This is a genomic window from Lentibacillus halophilus, assembly GCF_039522485.1.
In the GTDB taxonomy this organism is placed as follows: domain Bacteria; phylum Bacillota; class Bacilli; order Bacillales; family Amphibacillaceae; genus Lentibacillus; species Lentibacillus halophilus.
The window spans coordinates 91,292-109,341 of sequence record NZ_BAAADM010000055.1; the positions used below are offsets into that span (position 1 = coordinate 91,292).

The window sequence follows — 18,050 nt, forward strand, 5'->3', positions numbered from 1 at the left end:
TTCGGATTCAAAGAAGAAATGGTTCACAAACTTTATGGCGATAGCCCGGAATCGTCATCCAAGCCAAAAGCAACGAATGAATCCAGCCAACGAGAGACAATGGACATAAGCAGCCCTCTTTCCGGCGATGTCCATCAACTAAGTGAACTGAATGATGACGTTTTTGCCACCGAATTGGTCGGTAAAGGCATAGCGATCGACTCAAGTGAGGGAACGTTATACGCACCATTAAATGGCACCATAACAACCGTCTATCCTACCGGCCACGCGATTGGTATGACGTCAGACAGCGGTGTGGAAGTCTTGATGCACATCGGTTTGGATACCGTTGAGATCAAAGAAAAACTATTTGAATTACACGTTGAGACAGATGAAACCGTCCAAAAGGGTCAACGCTTATGTGAATTTGATATCGATGCCATTAAAGCGAAAGGGTATCATTTGTCATCCCCTATTGTCGTAACCAATTCCAACGACTATGACACGATCGAATCAACTTATCAACAACAAATCAAAGCTGGCGATCCGTTATTAACCGTGTCCAATAACAGTTAACAAACGATAAACTAAAATAAACGCCAGCGTCTCACAAGGGGCTGGGACAAAAAACGTTTAGCCAAACAAAAATCCGAACTATGATTCGCAAAAAACCTGAATCAGTTCGGATTTTTCGTTTAGCGTAGGAAAAACACGGAGACTCCTGCGGGATGAAAGGCCTAGATAAGACCCCGCAGTGCGATAAGCACAAAGCAAAGCTTCCATGAGTAGGCTTCGACGAATAAGCTTGCAACGCGACGAGCACGAGGAGGCTTATCAGCGCCCGCGGAAAGCGCAGTGATTTTCCGGAGCGATGGCCACACCTTAAATATATCGTTCGTATTTAGAAAGGTTTTGTTCAGTCTTGTCCCAGCCCCTTTTCATAGTCTGTCCGCCCCCGTCATAGAAATGAACAGGAAGGGGGATCAGCGCATGGGATTGTTTCAAGAGTTCCGCCAATTTGCCATCAAGGGAAATGCCGTTGATATCGGGGTTGGTGTGGTTTTGGGTTCAGCGTTCAGCGGGTTTATTGATTCGCTTGTTAAAGATATTATTCTTCCGCCTATCGGATTATTATATTCCAAAATTAACTTTCAAGATTGGTATATTAGTCTGAGCGGTACAACCTATCCATCCTTGGAAAAGGCTAAAGAGGCCGGTGCCGCAACGATCAATTACGGGGTGTTTCTCACTGTATCCATCCGCTTTATTCTCATTTTATTCACCGTTTTTCTTGTTGTCAGGCAGATCAACCGCTGGAAAAAACCGCACCAGCACCCACTCGATTCCATGACAAAAAAAGAATGTCCGTATTGCTGCATGCCCATTCCGACAAAAGCCATTATTTGCCCCAACTGTTCGTCCTCCGTTAAAACGAAAGAGACCCAGCGTAAGTCCGGACCAGCATGGCGGATCAAATAACCACGTCATAAATACGCCAGCAGTGGAATCATAACAACATAAACCTATGTCACAGGAGAAGGTTATTATGAGCTGCCTTCTTCTTTTTGTTATAATGGCATCATGTCATCAAAGAAACATCCATTATAATACAAAACACATAAGCTAGGATGGACACAGGGAGGCTGAAAAACTGTTGGATAACGGCTTGACACTGGATACGATTTGCGGGGATGCCCTTGAGGAGATGAAACAAATGACATCGCAATCGGTTGACCTTATTGTGACCGACCCTCCCTACAATTTGTCGAAAGATTACGGAACAACAGCGGACAACCTAGACTTTGATGCGTATTTGGATTTCACCAGACAATGGCTCCGTGAGGGGAGGCGCATCCTGAAAGATGATGGAACGATCTATGTATTCATGGGTGTCCGATACATAGCCTATATGTACATGATCATGGAACAGGAACTCGGTCTTGTTTTCAACTCATGGATCACGTGGTATTACACGCAAGGTATCGGAAAAACGAAAGGATTCAGTCCACGGCATGATGATATTCTCATGTTCACAAAAAGCAACCATTTTAACTTTTATCTGGACCCCATCCGCATCCCACAAAAGTATTACCGGCGCCGCAATAACATGCGCGGAGCCAATCCCGGCAATGTATGGGCGTTCAGCCATGTTCATTACAGCAATAAAAACAGACAAATGCACCCGACCCAAAAGCCTGAAGCGTTATTCGAGCGGATGATTCTGGCGAGCTCCAAGGAAGGCGATACGGTTCTTGATCCGTTTGTCGGCAGCGGAACAACCCTCAGAGTCTGTCAGCAGACCAGCCGAAACGGGATTGGCATTGATGCAAATCATCCGTATATTGACATGACACGGCAACGACTGAAACAGCCATTTGACGGATTTGACAGCATGGACAGACGGCTGACACGCGTACCGAACGATTTGAACGATAAAGACGTACGACAAGCGTATATCCAAAACCACATCCAATGGTTTTTAACGAACCATGCTGATGCCCTTGCCACCTTCATCACCGCTGTCAAAGATAAATACGCACATAAAATGGATAAGGAAGAAATGAAGAAATTGGATGATCTGGAAGTAAAAAACAATGGAAATCGTATCTCTGCAACATAACGATACGAACAGAAAGGACGTGAGCATATGGCAAATCGCCTGCAATATGAAAAATCACCCTATCTTCTTCAGCATAAGGATAACCCTGTTGATTGGCACCCATGGGGAGAGGAAGCTTTTGCTAAAGCCAAACGGGAAAACAAGCCCATTTTCCTATCCATTGGCTACTCCACCTGCCATTGGTGTCACGTCCTTGCCCATGAATCCTTTGAAGACAAAGATGTGGCGGACTATTTAAATGAGCATTATGTTTCCATCAAAGTCGACCGCGAAGAACGGCCGGACATCGATTCCGTCTACATGAAAGTCTGTCAGATGATGACTGGGCAAGGCGGCTGGCCGTTATCAATTTTCATGACACCGGACAAAGTCCCCTTCTACGCCGGGACCTATTTTCCCCGTGTGAGCAAGTATGGTATGCCCGGTTTCATGGATGTCATCACACAACTCCAGCAAAAATACAGAGAAGAACCGGAACGCATTTCGGAAGTTGCTCAAAGTGTTACCGATGCGCTGGACAAAACTGTTGCTTCCAAAAGCGAGAATCGATTGACAAAAGATGTAACCGACAAAGCATTCAAACAGCTCAGCAACCGATTTGATGCGACGAACGGCGGATTCAGCAGCGCACCGAAGTTCCCCGCACCACACCAGTTGTTGTTTATGTTGCGCTATCACTATTACACCGGCGACTCGTCAAGCCTGAAAATGACCGAGAGCACACTTGATGCGATGGCTTCGGGCGGCATTTTTGATCATGTCGGATTTGGTTTTGCCCGGTATTCCACCGATGAAAAATGGCTCGTTCCGCACTTTGAAAAAATGCTTTATGACAATGCTTTGCTCCTTATTGCTTATACAGAAGGCTATCAGGTTACGAAACATGAACGGTACAAAACAATTGGTGAACAGATTATCTCGTTTGTGATGCGGGAAATGCGCGATCCGGAAGGCGGATTTTACTCAGCCATCGACGCGGATTCAGAAGGCGAAGAGGGCAAGTATTACGTCTGGGATTATGATGAGGTCATGCATATTCTCGGTGAACAACGGGGTCACCTGTACACCTCTGTCTATGGCATGACACCTGAAGGTAATTTTGAAGGAAAAAACATCCCGAACCTATTACAGACGGACCTGACGACTGTGGCATCGGAAAATAATCTTTCCATGAGTGAATTGCACCAAGAACTGGAAGAAGCACGGAAACAATTGCTTGCTGCCCGCGAAAAACGGATCTATCCACATGTTGATGACAAAATCCTTACGTCATGGAATGCATTGATGATTGCAGCATTGGCAAAAGCTGGACGTGTCTTTAATGAACCAGCCTATACCAAAACGGCCGAACAAACCATGGCCTTCATCGACAACCATCTCATCCAGGATCATCGCTTGATGGCCCGTTATCGGGATGGCGATGTCCGTTTCAATGGCTATTTGGATGACTACGCCTTTTTGCTTTGGGCTTGCGAGGAATTGTACGACGCTACGTTTTCCGCAACGTATTTGGAAAAAGCGCGCTGGACAGCTGATCAAATGATTGACTTATTCTGGGATGACAAGGATGGTGGCTTTTTCTTCAACGGACATGATAGCGAACAGTTGCTTTCCCGTGAGAAAGACATGTTTGATGGTGCGATTCCATCCGGAAATAGTGTAGCCGCTGTCACACTGGCATATCTTGGCCATTTGACCGGCGAAACCAACTATCTCGACAGACTCGAGGAAATATATTACGCATTTTATAATGATGTTCAGCAAGCAACAGCAGCCAGCACTCACTTCCTGCAAAGCCTGCTGGTATCAGAACATCCAGTCAAAGAAGTGGTCGTGATTGGCGATTCTGATTCATTCACGGATGAGCTGCAACAAACATTTTTACCTGATGTTATATTGCTCGCTGAAAATGACCCGGAAAAACTGGCAACAGTCGCACCATTTGTAACAGATTATTACCAACTCGATGGCCGAACAACCGTTTACGTCTGTGAAAATTTCACTTGCCATCAGCCGACAACCGATCCGGACAAAGCATGGGAATTTATTAAAAAGAGCCACTAAAGCAATAAACATTAGTGGCTCTATTAGACGTGTACCTTTTCGTCCAGCTGCTATGTTAGCATGGACTTATATATCAATTATTGAAGGAGCACTGCTATGCAAAAAGTAAAAATGAATGTGCAGACAGCCTATCATGGTGAGTTACTTCGTGCAGGCAAAATTTATGAAGTGGAGGAGTCCACTGCTGAGCGCTGGATTGCTGGCAACATTGCTGAGTACGCGGAAGATGAATAGCTTTCCGACCAAAGACGAGGTATACTGGCAGAAAGGAGATGAAAAAACTCTCGTACCATTTTCCATCGGAAATTCGTACAAGAGTTTTTTCGGTTCGTTTTATTTAATTAATCACGTGGTTTTTCCTTTAACTCTTCCCCACTTTTGCCTTCAAAACGTAGTCCCAGTCCGGTGAGTGCTGCAATCAGCATAATAATGACAAGGAACCAGCCCTGAAAGACGAACGGGAACACCGCACCCGGATCAACAATGGGAAGCCATGGATAATCGTCCTGCACTGTCTTCATGGTTGAAAACCCGAGCAATACCGGGGCTCCCCAAGGAAAAATATAGCCGAGCGCTGACGTCATAGCATCCAGCATATTCGCCATCCGGTAACGGTGTATTTTATACCTCGATCCAATTTCCTTCACAAATGGCGCTGCGGCAATTTCAGCTGCCGTATTAATCGTGATCGAACTGTTCATAAGGGCAACAATCGCCCACATGGATACCTCCGCTTTACGGACAGATGTTTTAATCCATCTAATCAAACCTTCCGTAATGGCTTCCATGGTACCGCCAAGCCGCAATAAATGTGCAGCCGCAACAATCAGCAGAATCAGGATAGCCATATTAAAGTAGCCGGTAATCCCTTTAACGAGCGCACCTTCCACGACCGTATCGGAGTCAGGATTAAAACTGAGAACGTTACCGATTTCAGCCAGATCAAAAAAGTCCAGCATCCAAATCATTGGAATGGCAGAAATAATGCCCCATGTTAGAGATGTGATTAAATGCTGTCCAGTTAAGGCAAGAATGAGTACAATGGCAAATGGTATAAGCATAATAAGTCCACTCGGATTAACCGATTCAATGACGCTGTCAACGGCAGCTGTATCAGCCGCTGCACTTCCACCGCCACCAAAAATAGCAAATATAATAACCGTTGGTACTGCTGCTATAATCGCATACTTGAAACGGCTGCGTACCACACCAGGGACATCGGCATCCTGTGTCGTCGCAGAAACGATGGTCGTGTCGGAGACTGGCGCCAAGTTATCCCCAAATACCGCTCCAGCTAAAATACCGGCAAACAATAACACCGGATCGGCGCCAACAGCAATTCCCGCCGGATACATCAAGGTACAAAATGCAACAGTCGTTCCGTAGCCCGTTCCGACAGCAGTGGAAAATACAGCAGCAAGCAAAAAGGTTAAGGCAACGAACGAACCACCTTCCACACCTGTTGCAGATCCAATCCATACCAGCCCTTCAACAAGACCGCCAACTTGCAAAACTTGTGCAAACATACCGGCATAAAACCAAGCCACCATTGCGATGACACCCACCGGCTGGGCCAGACCATCAAAAAGGCCTTGTGCATAATCTTCCCATTTGCTTTTACAGAGAAGCAAGCCAAGAGTCAGACCGATAACAGCCCCCATAACAAGCGCAACTTCAGATGACAGATCCATAACACTGATCGTTATCGCCCAGACGACAAAAAACAGTAACGGAACAGCTGCACCGAACGCACCAGTGCGAAAATCCAGTCTTTGTATAGTTTTATCACCGGTTGCTTTGTCCATTTCCTCCTTATTCGACATGGTACTCCCCCTATTAAACATGTTTATCCTTTCGTATTCTACCATATAATATAATCCGTTTGAATAAAGAAGAATAAGAAATATAAACGATTGATATCTCAATCTGCCCAAATATATTTGGTCATTTGACAAACAACAGCAACGTAAAAGACCTCTGCCGCAGCAAAGGTCTTTACGTCGACATCTATTTTTTCAGTTTCGATAGGGCCTCAGCAAGCGCGTCATTTTTAAAGTCATCATCTTGCTGTTTCAAATATTTATTAACATCTTTTTTGGACACTTTATTCTGTTTCTCTTGTTCCTTTCGCTTGTTGAATGCTGACAGTTTTTCGCTATAACCGCACTGACAGGTAAATGTCTTTCCTTCCCCTTCCCCACGTAGTTCCATCCGTTTATGGCAGTTAGGGCATCGGGCATTGGTCCGCTTAAAGATATTTTTCTTATGGCCGCAAGAACGATCCTGGCAGACGAGCATCCGTCCCTTCTTGTTATCCACTTCCATCATCAATTTGCCACAGTCCGGGCATTTGCTGCCGGTCAGATTATCATGTTTAAACGTATTCTCGGAAGCTTTTATTTGCTGGACAATGTCTTTGGTATACCCTTTAATGTCGTTGATAAACGCACGTTTCGTCAATGTTCCCGATTCAATCTGACTTAGTTGATTTTCCCATTCCGCAGTGAGTGCCGGTGACCTCAGCTCTTCCGGGACAAGGTCAAGCAATTGGCGCCCTTTCGATGTGGTGACAATATGTTTGTTGCGCATGTCGATCAGTTGACTGTTGAAAAGTTTTTCAATAATGTCAGCTCTTGTCGCGACTGTCCCAATACCACCGGCTTTATGAATGGTTTTAGTAAGATGTTTTTCATCCTGGTCCATATACCGTACCGGATTTTCCATCGCCTGCAGAAGTCCACCTTCCGTGAAACGTTCGGGCGGTTTCGTTTCCCCTGTCGTTAATTGAAGCGTCACACCCGAAAATGATGACCCTTCATGAACGTCCGGCAACTGATTACCGGCAGTATCGTCATCGTTGTATAATTCTTTCCATCCCAGCTTTTGTACGTTCTTCCCTTTCGCGGTGAAATGGTCTTCCCCAATTTGGGCTTCCACCGTCATTTGTTCATATTCATGCGGATCGTATAAAACAGCCAAAAACCGTTTGACGACAAGGTCATACAGTTTACGTTCTTTATTGTCAAACTCTGCCATAACGGCCGGTTCTTCGGTCGGAATAATGGCATGGTGATCAGTGACTTGTTTGTTATCGACCACTGATTTCGGCAGTTTCCATTCTTTTTTCTGCAGCTTGTTGGCCATACGGGAATAGCCACTGGAGCTGACAGCTTTCACCCGATCGTTCAGCGTAGGAACAATATCGGATGAGAGGACACGAGAGTCTGTTCGCGGATACGTCAGTGCTTTGTGTTGTTCATACAGCTTTTGCATGATAGAGAGGGTCTGTTTCCCGGACAGCCCGAATAGACGGTTCGCATCCCGCTGCAGTTCCGTCAAATCATACAGCTGTGGCGCGTGTTTTTTCTTATGGGCTTTATGAACACGTTTAATGTGTACCGGTTTGTTTTGCAGCTGCTGCAGCCGTTTCTCCGCTTTCTCTTTGGAAAACATACGGTTGTTGTTCTTACCGTCGTGCCAGGTCAACGTCATTCCGTTATTCAGTTTCGCTTCAATGCCGTAAAATGATTGCGGCTGGAATTCTTTTATTTCTTTTTCCCGCGCTGCCACCATCGCCAATGTCGGCGTCTGAACCCGTCCGGTTGAGAGCCGGGCATTGAATTTTGTTGTCAAAGCGCGCGTCGCATTCAATCCGACATACCAATCCGCTTCTGAGCGGGCTGCTGCTGACGCGTAGAGTTTCTCGTAATGTTTACCCGGTTTCAAGTTGTTAAACCCGTCGCGGATGGCTTTATCCGTAACCGATGAAATCCAGAGCCGTTTCACGGGTTTTTTGACCCGGGCTTTTTCGATGATCCAGCGGGCGACCAGCTCCCCTTCACGTCCGGCATCGGTTGCAATAACAATCTCACCAGCATCAGTGCGGTTCAGCTGTGATTTGACAGCACTGAACTGCTTGCCAGATTGTTTGATGACCGTCAATTTAAGCTGATCGGGCAGCATAGGCAAATCATCCAAGCGCCATGTTTTCCATTTTTCCTCATAGGTTTCCGGGTCGGCAAGGGTGACTAAATGCCCAAGCGCCCACGTTACAATATACTTTGACCCTTCTAAATAGCCGTTTCCCTTTTTATTGCAGTTCAGCACACGGGCAATGTCCCGGCCGACAGAAGGTTTTTCTGCGAGTACAACGGTTTTCTTCATAACATGAATCCTCTCATTCGTAAGTCGTTCTTATCTTATTGTACCATACAGAAACAGCCAAGCGGAGCATTTCTCTTCCCTGCTTTCACATCTTCCGTTTATCGCCATACACTATGTTAGACGACTATGGAAAGGGAAATGATCGATGCTTTACTATACCGGTTTAATATTTTTGGTGATCGGGGTCAGCATCGATGGATTTGGTGCTGGCATGTCGTATGGTCTCCGCAGGGTTCACGTTCCCTTTGGAGCACTTTTGATCATTATGCTTTGTTCGGGATTGATTGTTCATCTTTCCATGACTATCGGCACATTTATTCTGACATTTATCCCAGAGGAACTGGCTGACAGAACGGGCGGGGTCATACTGTTTTTTATCGGTTGTTACTATTTATTAAATGCGTTGCGTGCTAAACACGAGAAACCAGCGGAAACAACCCCTGATAATGAACGATGGGACCATGTGAAAATGGTTATGAAAGAACCGAAACATGCTGATTTGGATCAATCAGGAACGATTTCGGCAACAGAGGCAACTTTGCTGGGATTTGCCCTTGCTGTCGATGCATTCGGTGCAGGATTGGGAGCCGCTATGCTTGGTTATGAACCATTGCTGACCGCTGTTTCGATTGCATTCATGAGTGGCGTTCTTGTCTTTTGCGGTGTCCGAATGGGTGTTCATTTGGCTGCGAAAAAATGGACACAAAAACTGACCCTTCTCCCGCCATTGTTGCTGATTCTTATTGGTCTTATGAACATACTATAACCGTACTGTCTGGTTGCTCCGGTCTGCCGATAAACGGACCGGGGCAAACAGCGTCATTCATGGTTCCACTGTACAAAGTCATATCAACATCTCTATAATAAAAGAGACGGACCAATAATAACACGAAAGAAGGTGTTCACATGCAAGCAGGAACCGTTAAAACGCTAAAGGTGATGGATCATACAACATATGGTTATATGCTGCAAAACAGCGTGTTCCTCCCCGATCGTGATGAAGCGTTGACACTGCAAACCGGACAAGCCATTCGTGTCTTTCTCTATCCGGATAAACAAGGACACATGACCGCAACAACGCACATTCCATCGGTCCAAACGGATTCATACGACTGGGCGGACGTAACCGGTGCTATCCCCGGGCTCGGCGTGTTTGTTGACATCGGCATTCCGAAACAGGTACTCGTATCCATCGATGAGCTACCGTATATGGAACGCGTATGGCCAGCGGAAGGCGACATGCTTTTCGTTCACCTGACAACGGACAAAAAAGGACGACTGCTTGCTGTTCCTGCTTCAGAACGTTTCTTTGCAGCGCACTGGGAACTGGCCTCTGATGACCTCTTCAACCAAGCCATCAACGGGCGCGTTTACCACACAAGTCGGGAGGGAACAGCCATTATTTCGGAAAATGGTTACCGCGGATTCATTCATTACACCGAACGGACGCAGGAACCACGCCTCGGCGAATGGGTGGAAGGACGTGTGATCGGTGTAAAAGATGACGGATCTGTCAACGTCTCTCTCTTGCCTTATAAACAGGATCGCATGGAAGACGACGCCGAAGCTATTCTGGCCTACCTTGAACGAAACGGCGGTGTCATGCATTTCAGTGATAAAAGTGATCCCGAAGACATACGTGGAACATTTCACACCAGTAAAGCTGCCTTTAAACGTGCTATAGGAAAGCTGATGAAGGAAGGAAAAATTACACAGAACGACGGCAAAACCATACGTAACGGGAAATAGTATTACCAGTATAAGCGATCAACGGGAACCATCCATATCAAAACAGCCATGACAAAAATGATCTGCCCTGTGTGGTGACAGGACAGATCATGGCTGCCATTCTTATTGTTCGGAATGATTATACGTGTCGACAAGCGACGTAGCGAGCAAACCAACGGCTGCCGCAAACAGACTGGCTCCTCCCCAGCCGCCAAATCCTAACCCTATCATTTCAATTCTGCCTGCTGATGAAATGGACAACAGAATCAGTCCAATCGCAAACAAGACGCCCGCAGGTACATACATGGCATACGATTGGTTTGACGTTGTTAAACTAACCACGATATTGATAATCATCAGCACAACTAATAACGAAGCAGCTATAACAAATCCCAAGCTAAACATAAAACCACCTCATCTTCTTTCCTATGCTATACATAAGTGTATCTGTATGACGGGATTAAGTCAATTTAATTAATGTTATTTTTTTAATACCGTTACAACACGTCTGACAACAAAAGACGTATTGGCTTTTACACGGATTATTTCTTCTTTTCCACACCGTCCATCCATTTGTCTATCATATCCGGATTATTTTCAAGGAATTTTTTCGCAGCATCATCATTGGACATGCCGCTTTGGATGCTATACATGACATCCTGATTTTGTTTTTTCGACCAGCTGAATTGATCGATAATTTTATAGGCCAGTGGCGAATCATCTTTAAACCCATTTCGGGAAACAGCATAAACATTATCAGGTTTGCCGTATTTGTTTTTGGGATCTTCCAGCATTTTCAGATCGAATTCATTAAATGTCCAATGTGGTGTCCAAAGGGTGACAACAATGGGTTCTTTCTTATCAATTGCACTCTTCAATTCAGCCGCCATTGCAGGTCCTGAACTTGGCTGCAACGTCCAATCATCCCCCAGATCATAGGCCGGAATGACTTTTTCTTTTGTTATTTCCATCATGCCCGCACCCGGACTGATTCCAGTAATGTCCCATTCCAATTTTTCGCCAATATTGTTTTTATTGTTGGTTAAGTCTTCAATGGAGTTAATATCCTCCATATAAGATGGTACGGTCAAGGCAAGTTCCACCTCTTCAGTAACCATACTCATCTTATTCAGTTTATCTTTATATTCCTCCCAATAACTGGCATGTGTGCCGGGGAGCCATAGTCCAACCGAAGCATCGGAAGAACCTGTTGCCATACCCGAAAATTCAATGCCGACATCTGTTTCTTTAACCGTTACATTATATCCGACATCTTCAAGCAGGTGTTTCACTACATACGTTGCTCCAATATTGGACACATATGTATCTGTCGCCAGAGTGACGTCTTTATCCCCAAGTTTTTGTTGATCCGTTTCCGATGAGTCATCACCACCATCGGAGGCATTTTTTCCGCTTTCACCTTCTCCACAAGCCATCAATGCAGTCACGAACAACATCATCATCAACAAACTCATCATACGAAATGTTTGTCGCATAGAACAGATTCCCACCTCTTCACATTTTATATAGTATTATTTCCTATTATTATAAAATGTACCATTTCCAAGGTACAAACCCACTTAATACTGATATTGGGACAATGAGGCCCATTATATGGCATACAGATTAACAGACATCATTTTCCATAAAATAGTTTCTTCTTTTCGCTGCTTGCTCATCGTTACGCCCGGTTGCTATAAAAAACGAACTGCCACATACGTGACAGTCCGTTTTTTTAGGCTGTTATTTTTTCATTCGGTATTTGTTTTCCCCATGTTTTATTAAGAATAAAGGACAGTATAAACAGGATGATAGCCCCTACAATAATCGCCAGTACTGGAGACCCGGATACGCCAACGGTTAAAAACGATATAATACCGCTTATGCCAGCGGTTATCGCGTACGGAATCTGTGTATTGACGTGGTCAATATGGTCACTGCCGGATCCTGCTGACGATAGGATGGTTGTATCGGAAATAGGCGAACAATGATCTCCGAAAATACCACCGCTGAATACAGCAGCAATAGCCAAATACATGGAAATATCCATGGAAGCGGCAAGCGGCATAGCAATCGGAATCATAATCGCAAATGTTCCGTAGGCTGTTCCTGTCGTAAACGCAACTACAGCCCCAATGATAAAAAGCAATACCGGTATCAGGATGGGCGATGTTGTCTGTTCGGTGAAGTGAACAATATATTCAGCCGTCCCCAGTTCGGTCGTGACGCTGCCGATCGACCAGGCCAGGGTCAAAATAATATATACAATCATCATGCTTCGCAACCCGCTTACAATAATTTCCATTGATTCTTTGAATGTGTACAGTCTTTGCTGCATACCCATCAAGAATGCAACCAATGCAGCTGTGAAAGCGGCAATCGTTATCGAAGTGGCGCCATCCGCTTCCCCAAATGCCGTGACAAAATCTTTCTCCGGATAGCCTCCTGTCCACAAGAAAAGTGGTGGAATCATCCCGACGAGGACGATAATAGGTATAACCATATTTCGGATTTTTGGCCGGTACCCTTCCGGCATGTCAACGTCAGCCATCTGTTCATCGGACGGAGGTGCCGCATCATCACGAATAACTTTGCCCGTTGTGCGTGCGCGGTATTCCGCTTGCGCCATCGGACCGAAATCCCATTTCAAAAAAACAATGATTCCCACCAGTATAATGGCTAAAATGGAATAAAAGTTAAATGGAATGGAGAGAATATATGTCATATATTCCGACTGATCTCTTCCCATTTCTGTGTATTGGGCACCGATCAGTCCCATTACAAATACCACCCACGTCGATACCGGACCTAAAAGACACATCGGTGCCGACGTGGAATCCACCACATAGGCCAGTTTTTCGCGGGAAACACGCATTTTATCCGTGACTGAACGCATGACACTTCCCACGGTCAGGGCATTAAAGTAATCCTCAAAGAATATGATAAGACCGAATAACATTGTTGACCCTTGCGCAGCCCGTGGTGTTTTTACCTTATTGGAGATAGCACTGGCTATCGCTTGAGCACCACCCGTTTTTTGCAGAAATGCAATCAATACGCCAAAAAGCCCACAGTAAATCAAGACCGTTGCATTCCATGGATCTCCCACGCTTGGAATAATGAAATCATTGAATGTATTATACAATCCCAAGAATGGATTCCAGCCATTAATCATGGTTGCCCCAAGCCAAATCCCTGCAAACAATGCAGGAATCACATTGCGGGTAAGCAGAGCAAGAACAATCGCGATAACTGGAGGCAGCAACGAAAGAACCCCAAACTCCACCATGATTCCCCCTCTCAATTTTTTATTATGTCTATTAGTAGCATATTTCAGTTCTTTCCACAATATATCTTAAAAGAACAGAAAACCTTTCTAAATTATAATCGTTTTTTATGTTGAGCACAAATATTGATCGACCATAAAACAGTAAGGATTTTTTTCCATTAATAAAGCAGATCCGGAATGATCCGGAATCTGCTTTGGTACATGTGCTGTCAGTCACTTTTTGTCAGACATGTTGGATTCGGCGATTTGAAGCATGCGCTTCACCATTTCGCCTCCCACTGATCCATTTTCACGTGCAGTTGTATCCGCTCCGGGTTCCACACCGAATTCATCTGCAATTTCCTGTTTCATCGTCTCCATTGCATCTTCCGTTCCCGGCACCAGCAAATCATTTTTTCTGTTTGCCACAACTGATCACTCCTCGTGGGAATTCGAACAGATCAAGGAGATCCGTTCATATATAGTTTGCTGCACACAGTCCGATTTACCCCTGACAAAAATTGTTTGATCCGACGGCAACGTTATCGTCAAAGCGTCCCGACTATGCTAGAATACGGGGGAAAGATCAAACAGACAAGGGGATGGACATGACGTATAAATTGTTGTTTCTGGATGTGGATGGAACGGTTTTCAAACCGGACCATACCTATTCCAACACCACCAAACAAGCCATAGCTGCCTTGCAAAACAAAGGCGTAACTGTATTTTTTGCCACAGGAAGGGCCCTCCATGAACTTCACGAGTTGGCAGAAGAACTGGACATTGAGTCATTTATTGTTTATAACGGGGCATTTGCCAGCCATCGCGGTGACATCATTGTGGATGAGCCGTTTACGCGGGACGCTATTGAGCAGTTCCTTTCAATTGCTGAACATAACGATCACGAACTTATGCTGTACACTAAAGAACAAAATTATTGCACAAACCTTGACCATCCGTTTGTTCAGCGGTTTATTGATACATTCGGTTTAACAAAAAATGCTGCATTCACGCCTGACATAATGGATAGCGTTTTGGGTATAACTGTATTAAATGCAACAGAGCCAAATGCTCATTTGTACGAAATAAACGCCAATTACCATGTGTCCCCTGTTCATGTCAAAGGTGCGGAATGCAGTTATGATGTCTTACGTAGCAACGTTAATAAAGGGCGGTCGATTGAAACGATCCTTGAACGGTTTAACATTGCTCCCGAAGAGGCTATTGCATTCGGCGATGGCATGAATGACAAAGAAATGCTCCAGACCGTCGGTGAAGGCTTTGCAATGGGTAATGCTTCCAACGACTTGTTCGCCTATGCCAAACACCGGACCACAACCGTCAATGACGATGGTATTGCGCGTGGCCTTGAAAAACTCGGATTGTTATAGGTTCGAGTCTCTTCTCCACTGATTGATTATGCCCGAAAATGCTGAACCAAATGGACGACATGCTTCGTTTGGTCAAACAATAATTCATCAGCCTTTTCCATACACATAGCAAGGGACATCGGCTGCTGAATGATCGAAAAAAAGCCTGAAAATTGTTCATGGAGCTTATCGGTATTTCCGCTGAGACTGCCGGAGATCAGGATAGCCGGGACACCATGCTTGTTGGCCAGAGTTGCCGTATACCCCGGTGCCTTCCCGTAAAGTGTCTGCTCATCGCTTTGCCCTTCTCCCGTCAGAACGAGATCAGCGGATTGGATAACGTCTTCCAGATTCATCGCATCAGCCAATAGCTTGGCACCTGAGGCAAGTTGGCCTCCTATGGCCAGTAAGGCAAAGCCAAGCCCACCGGCAGCCCCGGCACCAGGGTCATCTTTCCATGATGTTCCGAGAGCGGCCTCAACGGCATCGGCATAGACATCCAAAGCAGCATCGTATTGGTTGATTTGTTCTTCCGTTGCCCCTTTTTGCGGGCCGTAAACAGCGGATGCGCCACGGGCACCACATAACGGATTGTCAACATCGCTCGCAACATGTATGTCGGCTTCCGCAAGCCTCGAATCAATGGTATCGAAACGAACGTGTTGAACATGGTGCACGTCTCGGCCGAATAGTCCCACTTGATGACCGTTCCGATCCCATGCCTGCATACCGAGCGCCTGCAGCATGCCCAACCCGCCATCATTGGTTGCGCTGCCTCCGATAGCCAAAATAAATGACGTGCAGCCACTGTCCAGCGCGTGTAGAATAGCCTCGCCGATGCCATACGTCGTCGTTTGATCCGGATTCCGTTTATCCGGCGACACCTGAACAAGTCCCGCAATACGGGCACACTCAATAATAGCGCAATCAGTTCCAGTAATCGCATACGTCGTATCAATGGCTTCCCCCAACGGACCAGTGCACGTCAACGGAACACGAACACCGGAAGCAGACGCCAGCAACGATTCCATTGTCCCCTCTCCACCGTCTGCCATCGGTTTCATCGTAACGGTACTGTCGTCGTCCACCGCTGTAACGGCGTTTTTCATCAGGTCCGCAGCTTGAACGGATGACAAACTGCCTTTAAACGAATCAGGCGCAACAACAATGTTCATGGTCTCCACCTCTTATTCTTTTCAACCAATCAATTTTCAAAGGGGAACGCCGCGGCACTATCTGGATAACCGACAATTAGTTTATTGGTCATGCCGGAAAAGATGCCTGTTTCGACCACACCGACAAGTTGTTTGAGACGATTGTGCAACGCATCCGGATGATTGATTAAGCCCGCGTCACAATCGACAATATAATTGCCATTGTCCGAAACAAATATCTCCCCGTCTGTTTGGCGTATAACCGGCTCAACACCCAATGCACGCATGCGTTCCACTGTTGCTTGCCAGCCAAATGGAAGAATTTCCACCGGCAGCGGAAATGAGCCCAACTGATCGACGAGCTTCGATTCATCAACAATGACAACAAATTGTTCAGCAATGGATGCGATTATTTTTTCCCGGACTAGGGCTCCGCCGCCGCCTTTAGTTAGATTCCATTCACGGTCAGCTTCGTCAGCTCCATCAATGGTCAGGTCCAATTGCTGTGTTTTGGAGAAGTCTGTCAACGGTACGCCAAATTCACGTGCCCAGGCTTCGGTCTGTCTTGATGATGGAATAGCTGCAACGTCCATACCATCACGGATATAGTCACTGAGTTTGCGAATCATCCAATAAACGGTTGATCCCGATCCCAAACCCACGGTCATGCCATTCTCAATGAAACGTACCGATGCTTCACCCGCTTGCTTTTTTGCCATTTCTTTTTCATCCAAGTTGATCATCCCTTTTATTGAAAATATTTCCATATATTAACATACTCCCGTGTTCTCACTTTGGGACGAATGCCATGAAAAAATGATTGCTCTTCCTTTCTTACAAACAACGTTACCATGAGCATAGCATGTTTGTAATCGATTGTATACGATTCTTTTTGATTGGGCGGATCGACGGGTGCGGCACGTTTTTCGTTAAACGGCATGTGTTTTTCTGCCTTCTTCAACCGTTACTGTTTTTCAATTCACCATCCTTTCGTTATAATGGATTGCGGTTTCGCGATGGAATCACACGGAAATATATGCATGAAAGGAGGGATACGTTGAATTTATCCGTCAAAGATATTGCTATGATTATTGTTGGAGCATTTATTTTTGCCATCGGTATCAATTATTTCGCCATTCCCAACCGATTATCAGAAGGTGGTGTTATCGGAATCACCGTTGTGGTACACTACTTGTTTGGCTGGTCCACCGGTGTGATCCACTTTGTTTTAAACACCGCTTTGGTCGGACTCGGATATAAATTGTTTGAAAAACGGGTAACAGTCTATACCATTATCGCTATTTTCTTTTCATCGCTTTTTCTGCAATTAACCGATAACTGGGGAGAAAGCATTAATGATGATATGCTTCTGGCCGCATTGTTTGCCGGTCTCTCTGTCGGACTTGGACTTGGCCTGATTTTCCGCGCTGGTGGAACATCCGGAGGCACAGCCATTCTCGCAAGATTGTCCAGTCAACTGTTCGGTTGGACGCTCGGTAAAGGAATGCTCGTCATTGACATCATCGTTATCGCCGGTTCGTCTTTTATCATCGGACAGGAACGGGCCATGTACACGCTTATCTCCGTCTATGTCGGGGCCAAAATCATTGACATTGTCGTGGAAGGAGCCAATGAACGGACAGCCGTTATCATCATCTCCAGCTCGCCGACAGAAGTTTTGGAAGCCGTCACCCAAAAACTGG

18 protein-coding genes are annotated in these 18,050 nt (G+C 45.6%); 9 read left to right on the plus strand and 9 right to left on the minus strand.

The window, feature by feature from the left end:
- The 5 genes from ABDZ72_RS13220 to ABDZ72_RS13240 all read left to right on the plus strand — a co-directional run.
- Positions 1-555 (plus strand): PTS sugar transporter subunit IIA (locus ABDZ72_RS13220; RefSeq protein ID WP_343753922.1); only part of this gene is annotated, 555 nt, incomplete at its 5' end.
- A 414-nt stretch (positions 556-969) separates the two neighbouring features.
- The gene (gene mscL / locus ABDZ72_RS13225) at positions 970-1,458 is read left to right on the plus strand and encodes a large conductance mechanosensitive channel protein MscL (protein ID WP_343753924.1); all 489 of its coding nucleotides are present in this window, start codon (positions 970-972) and stop codon (positions 1,456-1,458) included.
- Positions 1,459-1,633: 175 nt separating this feature from the next.
- Positions 1,634-2,599, plus strand: a complete 966-nt coding sequence (locus ABDZ72_RS13230) for a DNA-methyltransferase (RefSeq protein ID WP_343753926.1) — start codon at positions 1,634-1,636, stop codon at positions 2,597-2,599.
- 27 nt (positions 2,600-2,626) lie between these two features.
- A complete protein-coding gene (locus ABDZ72_RS13235; protein ID WP_343753928.1) occupies positions 2,627-4,663 on the plus strand; it encodes a thioredoxin domain-containing protein in 2,037 nt (678 codons plus the stop codon).
- Positions 4,664-4,759: 96 nt separating this feature from the next.
- The gene (locus ABDZ72_RS13240; RefSeq protein ID WP_343753930.1) at positions 4,760-4,897 is read left to right on the plus strand and encodes a hypothetical protein; all 138 of its coding nucleotides are present in this window, start codon (positions 4,760-4,762) and stop codon (positions 4,895-4,897) included.
- A 107-nt stretch (positions 4,898-5,004) separates the two neighbouring features.
- Here the strand turns inward: ABDZ72_RS13240 and ABDZ72_RS13245 are convergent, their stop codons facing one another.
- Together ABDZ72_RS13245 and ABDZ72_RS13250 are read right to left on the minus strand one after the other, a co-directional pair.
- A complete protein-coding gene (locus ABDZ72_RS13245) occupies positions 5,005-6,486 on the minus strand; it encodes a Na+/H+ antiporter NhaC family protein (RefSeq protein WP_343753932.1) in 1,482 nt (493 codons plus the stop codon).
- Positions 6,487-6,670: 184 nt separating this feature from the next.
- Positions 6,671-8,827 carry a DNA topoisomerase III gene (locus ABDZ72_RS13250; RefSeq protein ID WP_343753934.1) on the minus strand — a complete coding sequence of 719 codons (2,157 nt, stop codon included), beginning with the start codon at positions 8,825-8,827 and terminating at the stop codon, positions 6,671-6,673.
- Between the two features lie 145 nt (positions 8,828-8,972).
- Between ABDZ72_RS13250 and ytaF the strand changes: the two genes are divergently transcribed.
- Positions 8,973-9,593: a sporulation membrane protein YtaF gene (gene ytaF / locus ABDZ72_RS13255; RefSeq protein WP_343753936.1), complete on the plus strand. Its 621-nt coding sequence runs from the start codon at positions 8,973-8,975 to the stop codon at positions 9,591-9,593.
- A 140-nt stretch (positions 9,594-9,733) separates the two neighbouring features.
- A complete protein-coding gene (locus ABDZ72_RS13260; protein WP_343753938.1) occupies positions 9,734-10,576 on the plus strand; it encodes a CvfB family protein in 843 nt (280 codons plus the stop codon).
- Between the two features lie 102 nt (positions 10,577-10,678).
- On the opposite strand, the gene ABDZ72_RS13265 is transcribed toward ABDZ72_RS13260, so the two are convergent.
- The 4 genes from ABDZ72_RS13265 to ABDZ72_RS13280 all read right to left on the minus strand — a co-directional run bounded on the left by ABDZ72_RS13265 (position 10,679) and on the right by ABDZ72_RS13280 (position 14,252).
- Positions 10,679-10,960 carry a hypothetical protein gene (locus tag ABDZ72_RS13265; RefSeq protein WP_343753940.1) on the minus strand — a complete coding sequence of 94 codons (282 nt, stop codon included), beginning with the start codon at positions 10,958-10,960 and terminating at the stop codon, positions 10,679-10,681.
- A gap of 137 nt (positions 10,961-11,097) precedes the next feature.
- The gene (locus tag ABDZ72_RS13270; RefSeq protein WP_343753942.1) at positions 11,098-12,051 is read right to left on the minus strand and encodes a glycine betaine ABC transporter substrate-binding protein; all 954 of its coding nucleotides are present in this window, start codon (positions 12,049-12,051) and stop codon (positions 11,098-11,100) included.
- Positions 12,052-12,290: 239 nt separating this feature from the next.
- Positions 12,291-13,844 carry a Na+/H+ antiporter NhaC family protein gene (locus ABDZ72_RS13275; RefSeq protein ID WP_343753944.1) on the minus strand — a complete coding sequence of 518 codons (1,554 nt, stop codon included), beginning with the start codon at positions 13,842-13,844 and terminating at the stop codon, positions 12,291-12,293.
- Positions 13,845-14,057: 213 nt separating this feature from the next.
- The gene (locus ABDZ72_RS13280; protein ID WP_343753946.1) at positions 14,058-14,252 is read right to left on the minus strand and encodes an alpha/beta-type small acid-soluble spore protein; all 195 of its coding nucleotides are present in this window, start codon (positions 14,250-14,252) and stop codon (positions 14,058-14,060) included.
- 179 nt (positions 14,253-14,431) lie between these two features.
- Between ABDZ72_RS13280 and ABDZ72_RS13285 the strand changes: the two genes are divergently transcribed.
- The gene (locus tag ABDZ72_RS13285; RefSeq protein ID WP_343753948.1) at positions 14,432-15,214 is read left to right on the plus strand and encodes an HAD family hydrolase; all 783 of its coding nucleotides are present in this window, start codon (positions 14,432-14,434) and stop codon (positions 15,212-15,214) included.
- A 26-nt stretch (positions 15,215-15,240) separates the two neighbouring features.
- Here the strand turns inward: ABDZ72_RS13285 and ABDZ72_RS13290 are convergent, their stop codons facing one another.
- The 3 genes from ABDZ72_RS13290 to ABDZ72_RS13300 are packed head-to-tail and all read right to left on the minus strand — an operon-like array spanning position 15,241 to position 17,287.
- A complete protein-coding gene (locus ABDZ72_RS13290) occupies positions 15,241-16,368 on the minus strand; it encodes a glycerate kinase (RefSeq protein WP_343753950.1) in 1,128 nt (375 codons plus the stop codon).
- A 29-nt stretch (positions 16,369-16,397) separates the two neighbouring features.
- Complete coding sequence (rpiA, locus tag ABDZ72_RS13295) at positions 16,398-17,114, minus strand: ribose-5-phosphate isomerase RpiA (protein ID WP_343753952.1); 717 nt, start codon at positions 17,112-17,114, stop codon at positions 16,398-16,400.
- Positions 17,096-17,287 carry a hypothetical protein gene (locus tag ABDZ72_RS13300; RefSeq protein ID WP_343753954.1) on the minus strand — a complete coding sequence of 64 codons (192 nt, stop codon included), beginning with the start codon at positions 17,285-17,287 and terminating at the stop codon, positions 17,096-17,098. The genes rpiA and ABDZ72_RS13300 overlap by 19 nt, the downstream gene beginning before the upstream one ends.
- Positions 17,288-17,383: 96 nt before the next feature.
- Here ABDZ72_RS13300 and ABDZ72_RS13305 point away from each other — a divergent pair.
- A partial coding sequence (locus ABDZ72_RS13305) for a YitT family protein (RefSeq protein WP_343753956.1) occupies positions 17,384-18,050 on the plus strand: 667 nt, incomplete at its 3' end.

Excerpts from the sequence above, each read along its gene's own strand:
- mscL (WP_343753924.1), top strand. The coding sequence starts at position 970 with ATGGGATTGTTTCAAGAGTTCCGCCAATTTGCCATCAAGGGAAATGCC.
- ABDZ72_RS13235 (WP_343753928.1), top strand. The coding sequence starts at position 2,627 with ATGGCAAATCGCCTGCAATATGAAAAATCACCCTATCTTCTTCAGCAT.
- ABDZ72_RS13240 (WP_343753930.1), top strand. The coding sequence starts at position 4,760 with ATGCAAAAAGTAAAAATGAATGTGCAGACAGCCTATCATGGTGAGTTA.
- ABDZ72_RS13245 (WP_343753932.1), bottom strand. The coding sequence starts at position 6,486 with ATGTCGAATAAGGAGGAAATGGACAAAGCAACCGGTGATAAAACTATA.
- ABDZ72_RS13250 (WP_343753934.1), bottom strand. The coding sequence starts at position 8,827 with ATGAAGAAAACCGTTGTACTCGCAGAAAAACCTTCTGTCGGCCGGGAC.
- ytaF (WP_343753936.1), top strand. The coding sequence starts at position 8,973 with ATGCTTTACTATACCGGTTTAATATTTTTGGTGATCGGGGTCAGCATC.
- ABDZ72_RS13260 (WP_343753938.1), top strand. The coding sequence starts at position 9,734 with ATGCAAGCAGGAACCGTTAAAACGCTAAAGGTGATGGATCATACAACA.
- ABDZ72_RS13265 (WP_343753940.1), bottom strand. The coding sequence starts at position 10,960 with ATGTTTAGCTTGGGATTTGTTATAGCTGCTTCGTTATTAGTTGTGCTG.
- ABDZ72_RS13270 (WP_343753942.1), bottom strand. The coding sequence starts at position 12,051 with ATGCGACAAACATTTCGTATGATGAGTTTGTTGATGATGATGTTGTTC.
- ABDZ72_RS13275 (WP_343753944.1), bottom strand. The coding sequence starts at position 13,844 with ATGGTGGAGTTTGGGGTTCTTTCGTTGCTGCCTCCAGTTATCGCGATT.
- ABDZ72_RS13285 (WP_343753948.1), top strand. The coding sequence starts at position 14,432 with ATGACGTATAAATTGTTGTTTCTGGATGTGGATGGAACGGTTTTCAAA.
- ABDZ72_RS13290 (WP_343753950.1), bottom strand. The coding sequence starts at position 16,368 with ATGAACATTGTTGTTGCGCCTGATTCGTTTAAAGGCAGTTTGTCATCC.
- rpiA (WP_343753952.1), bottom strand. The coding sequence starts at position 17,114 with ATGGAAATATTTTCAATAAAAGGGATGATCAACTTGGATGAAAAAGAA.
- ABDZ72_RS13300 (WP_343753954.1), bottom strand. The coding sequence starts at position 17,287 with ATGCCGTTTAACGAAAAACGTGCCGCACCCGTCGATCCGCCCAATCAA.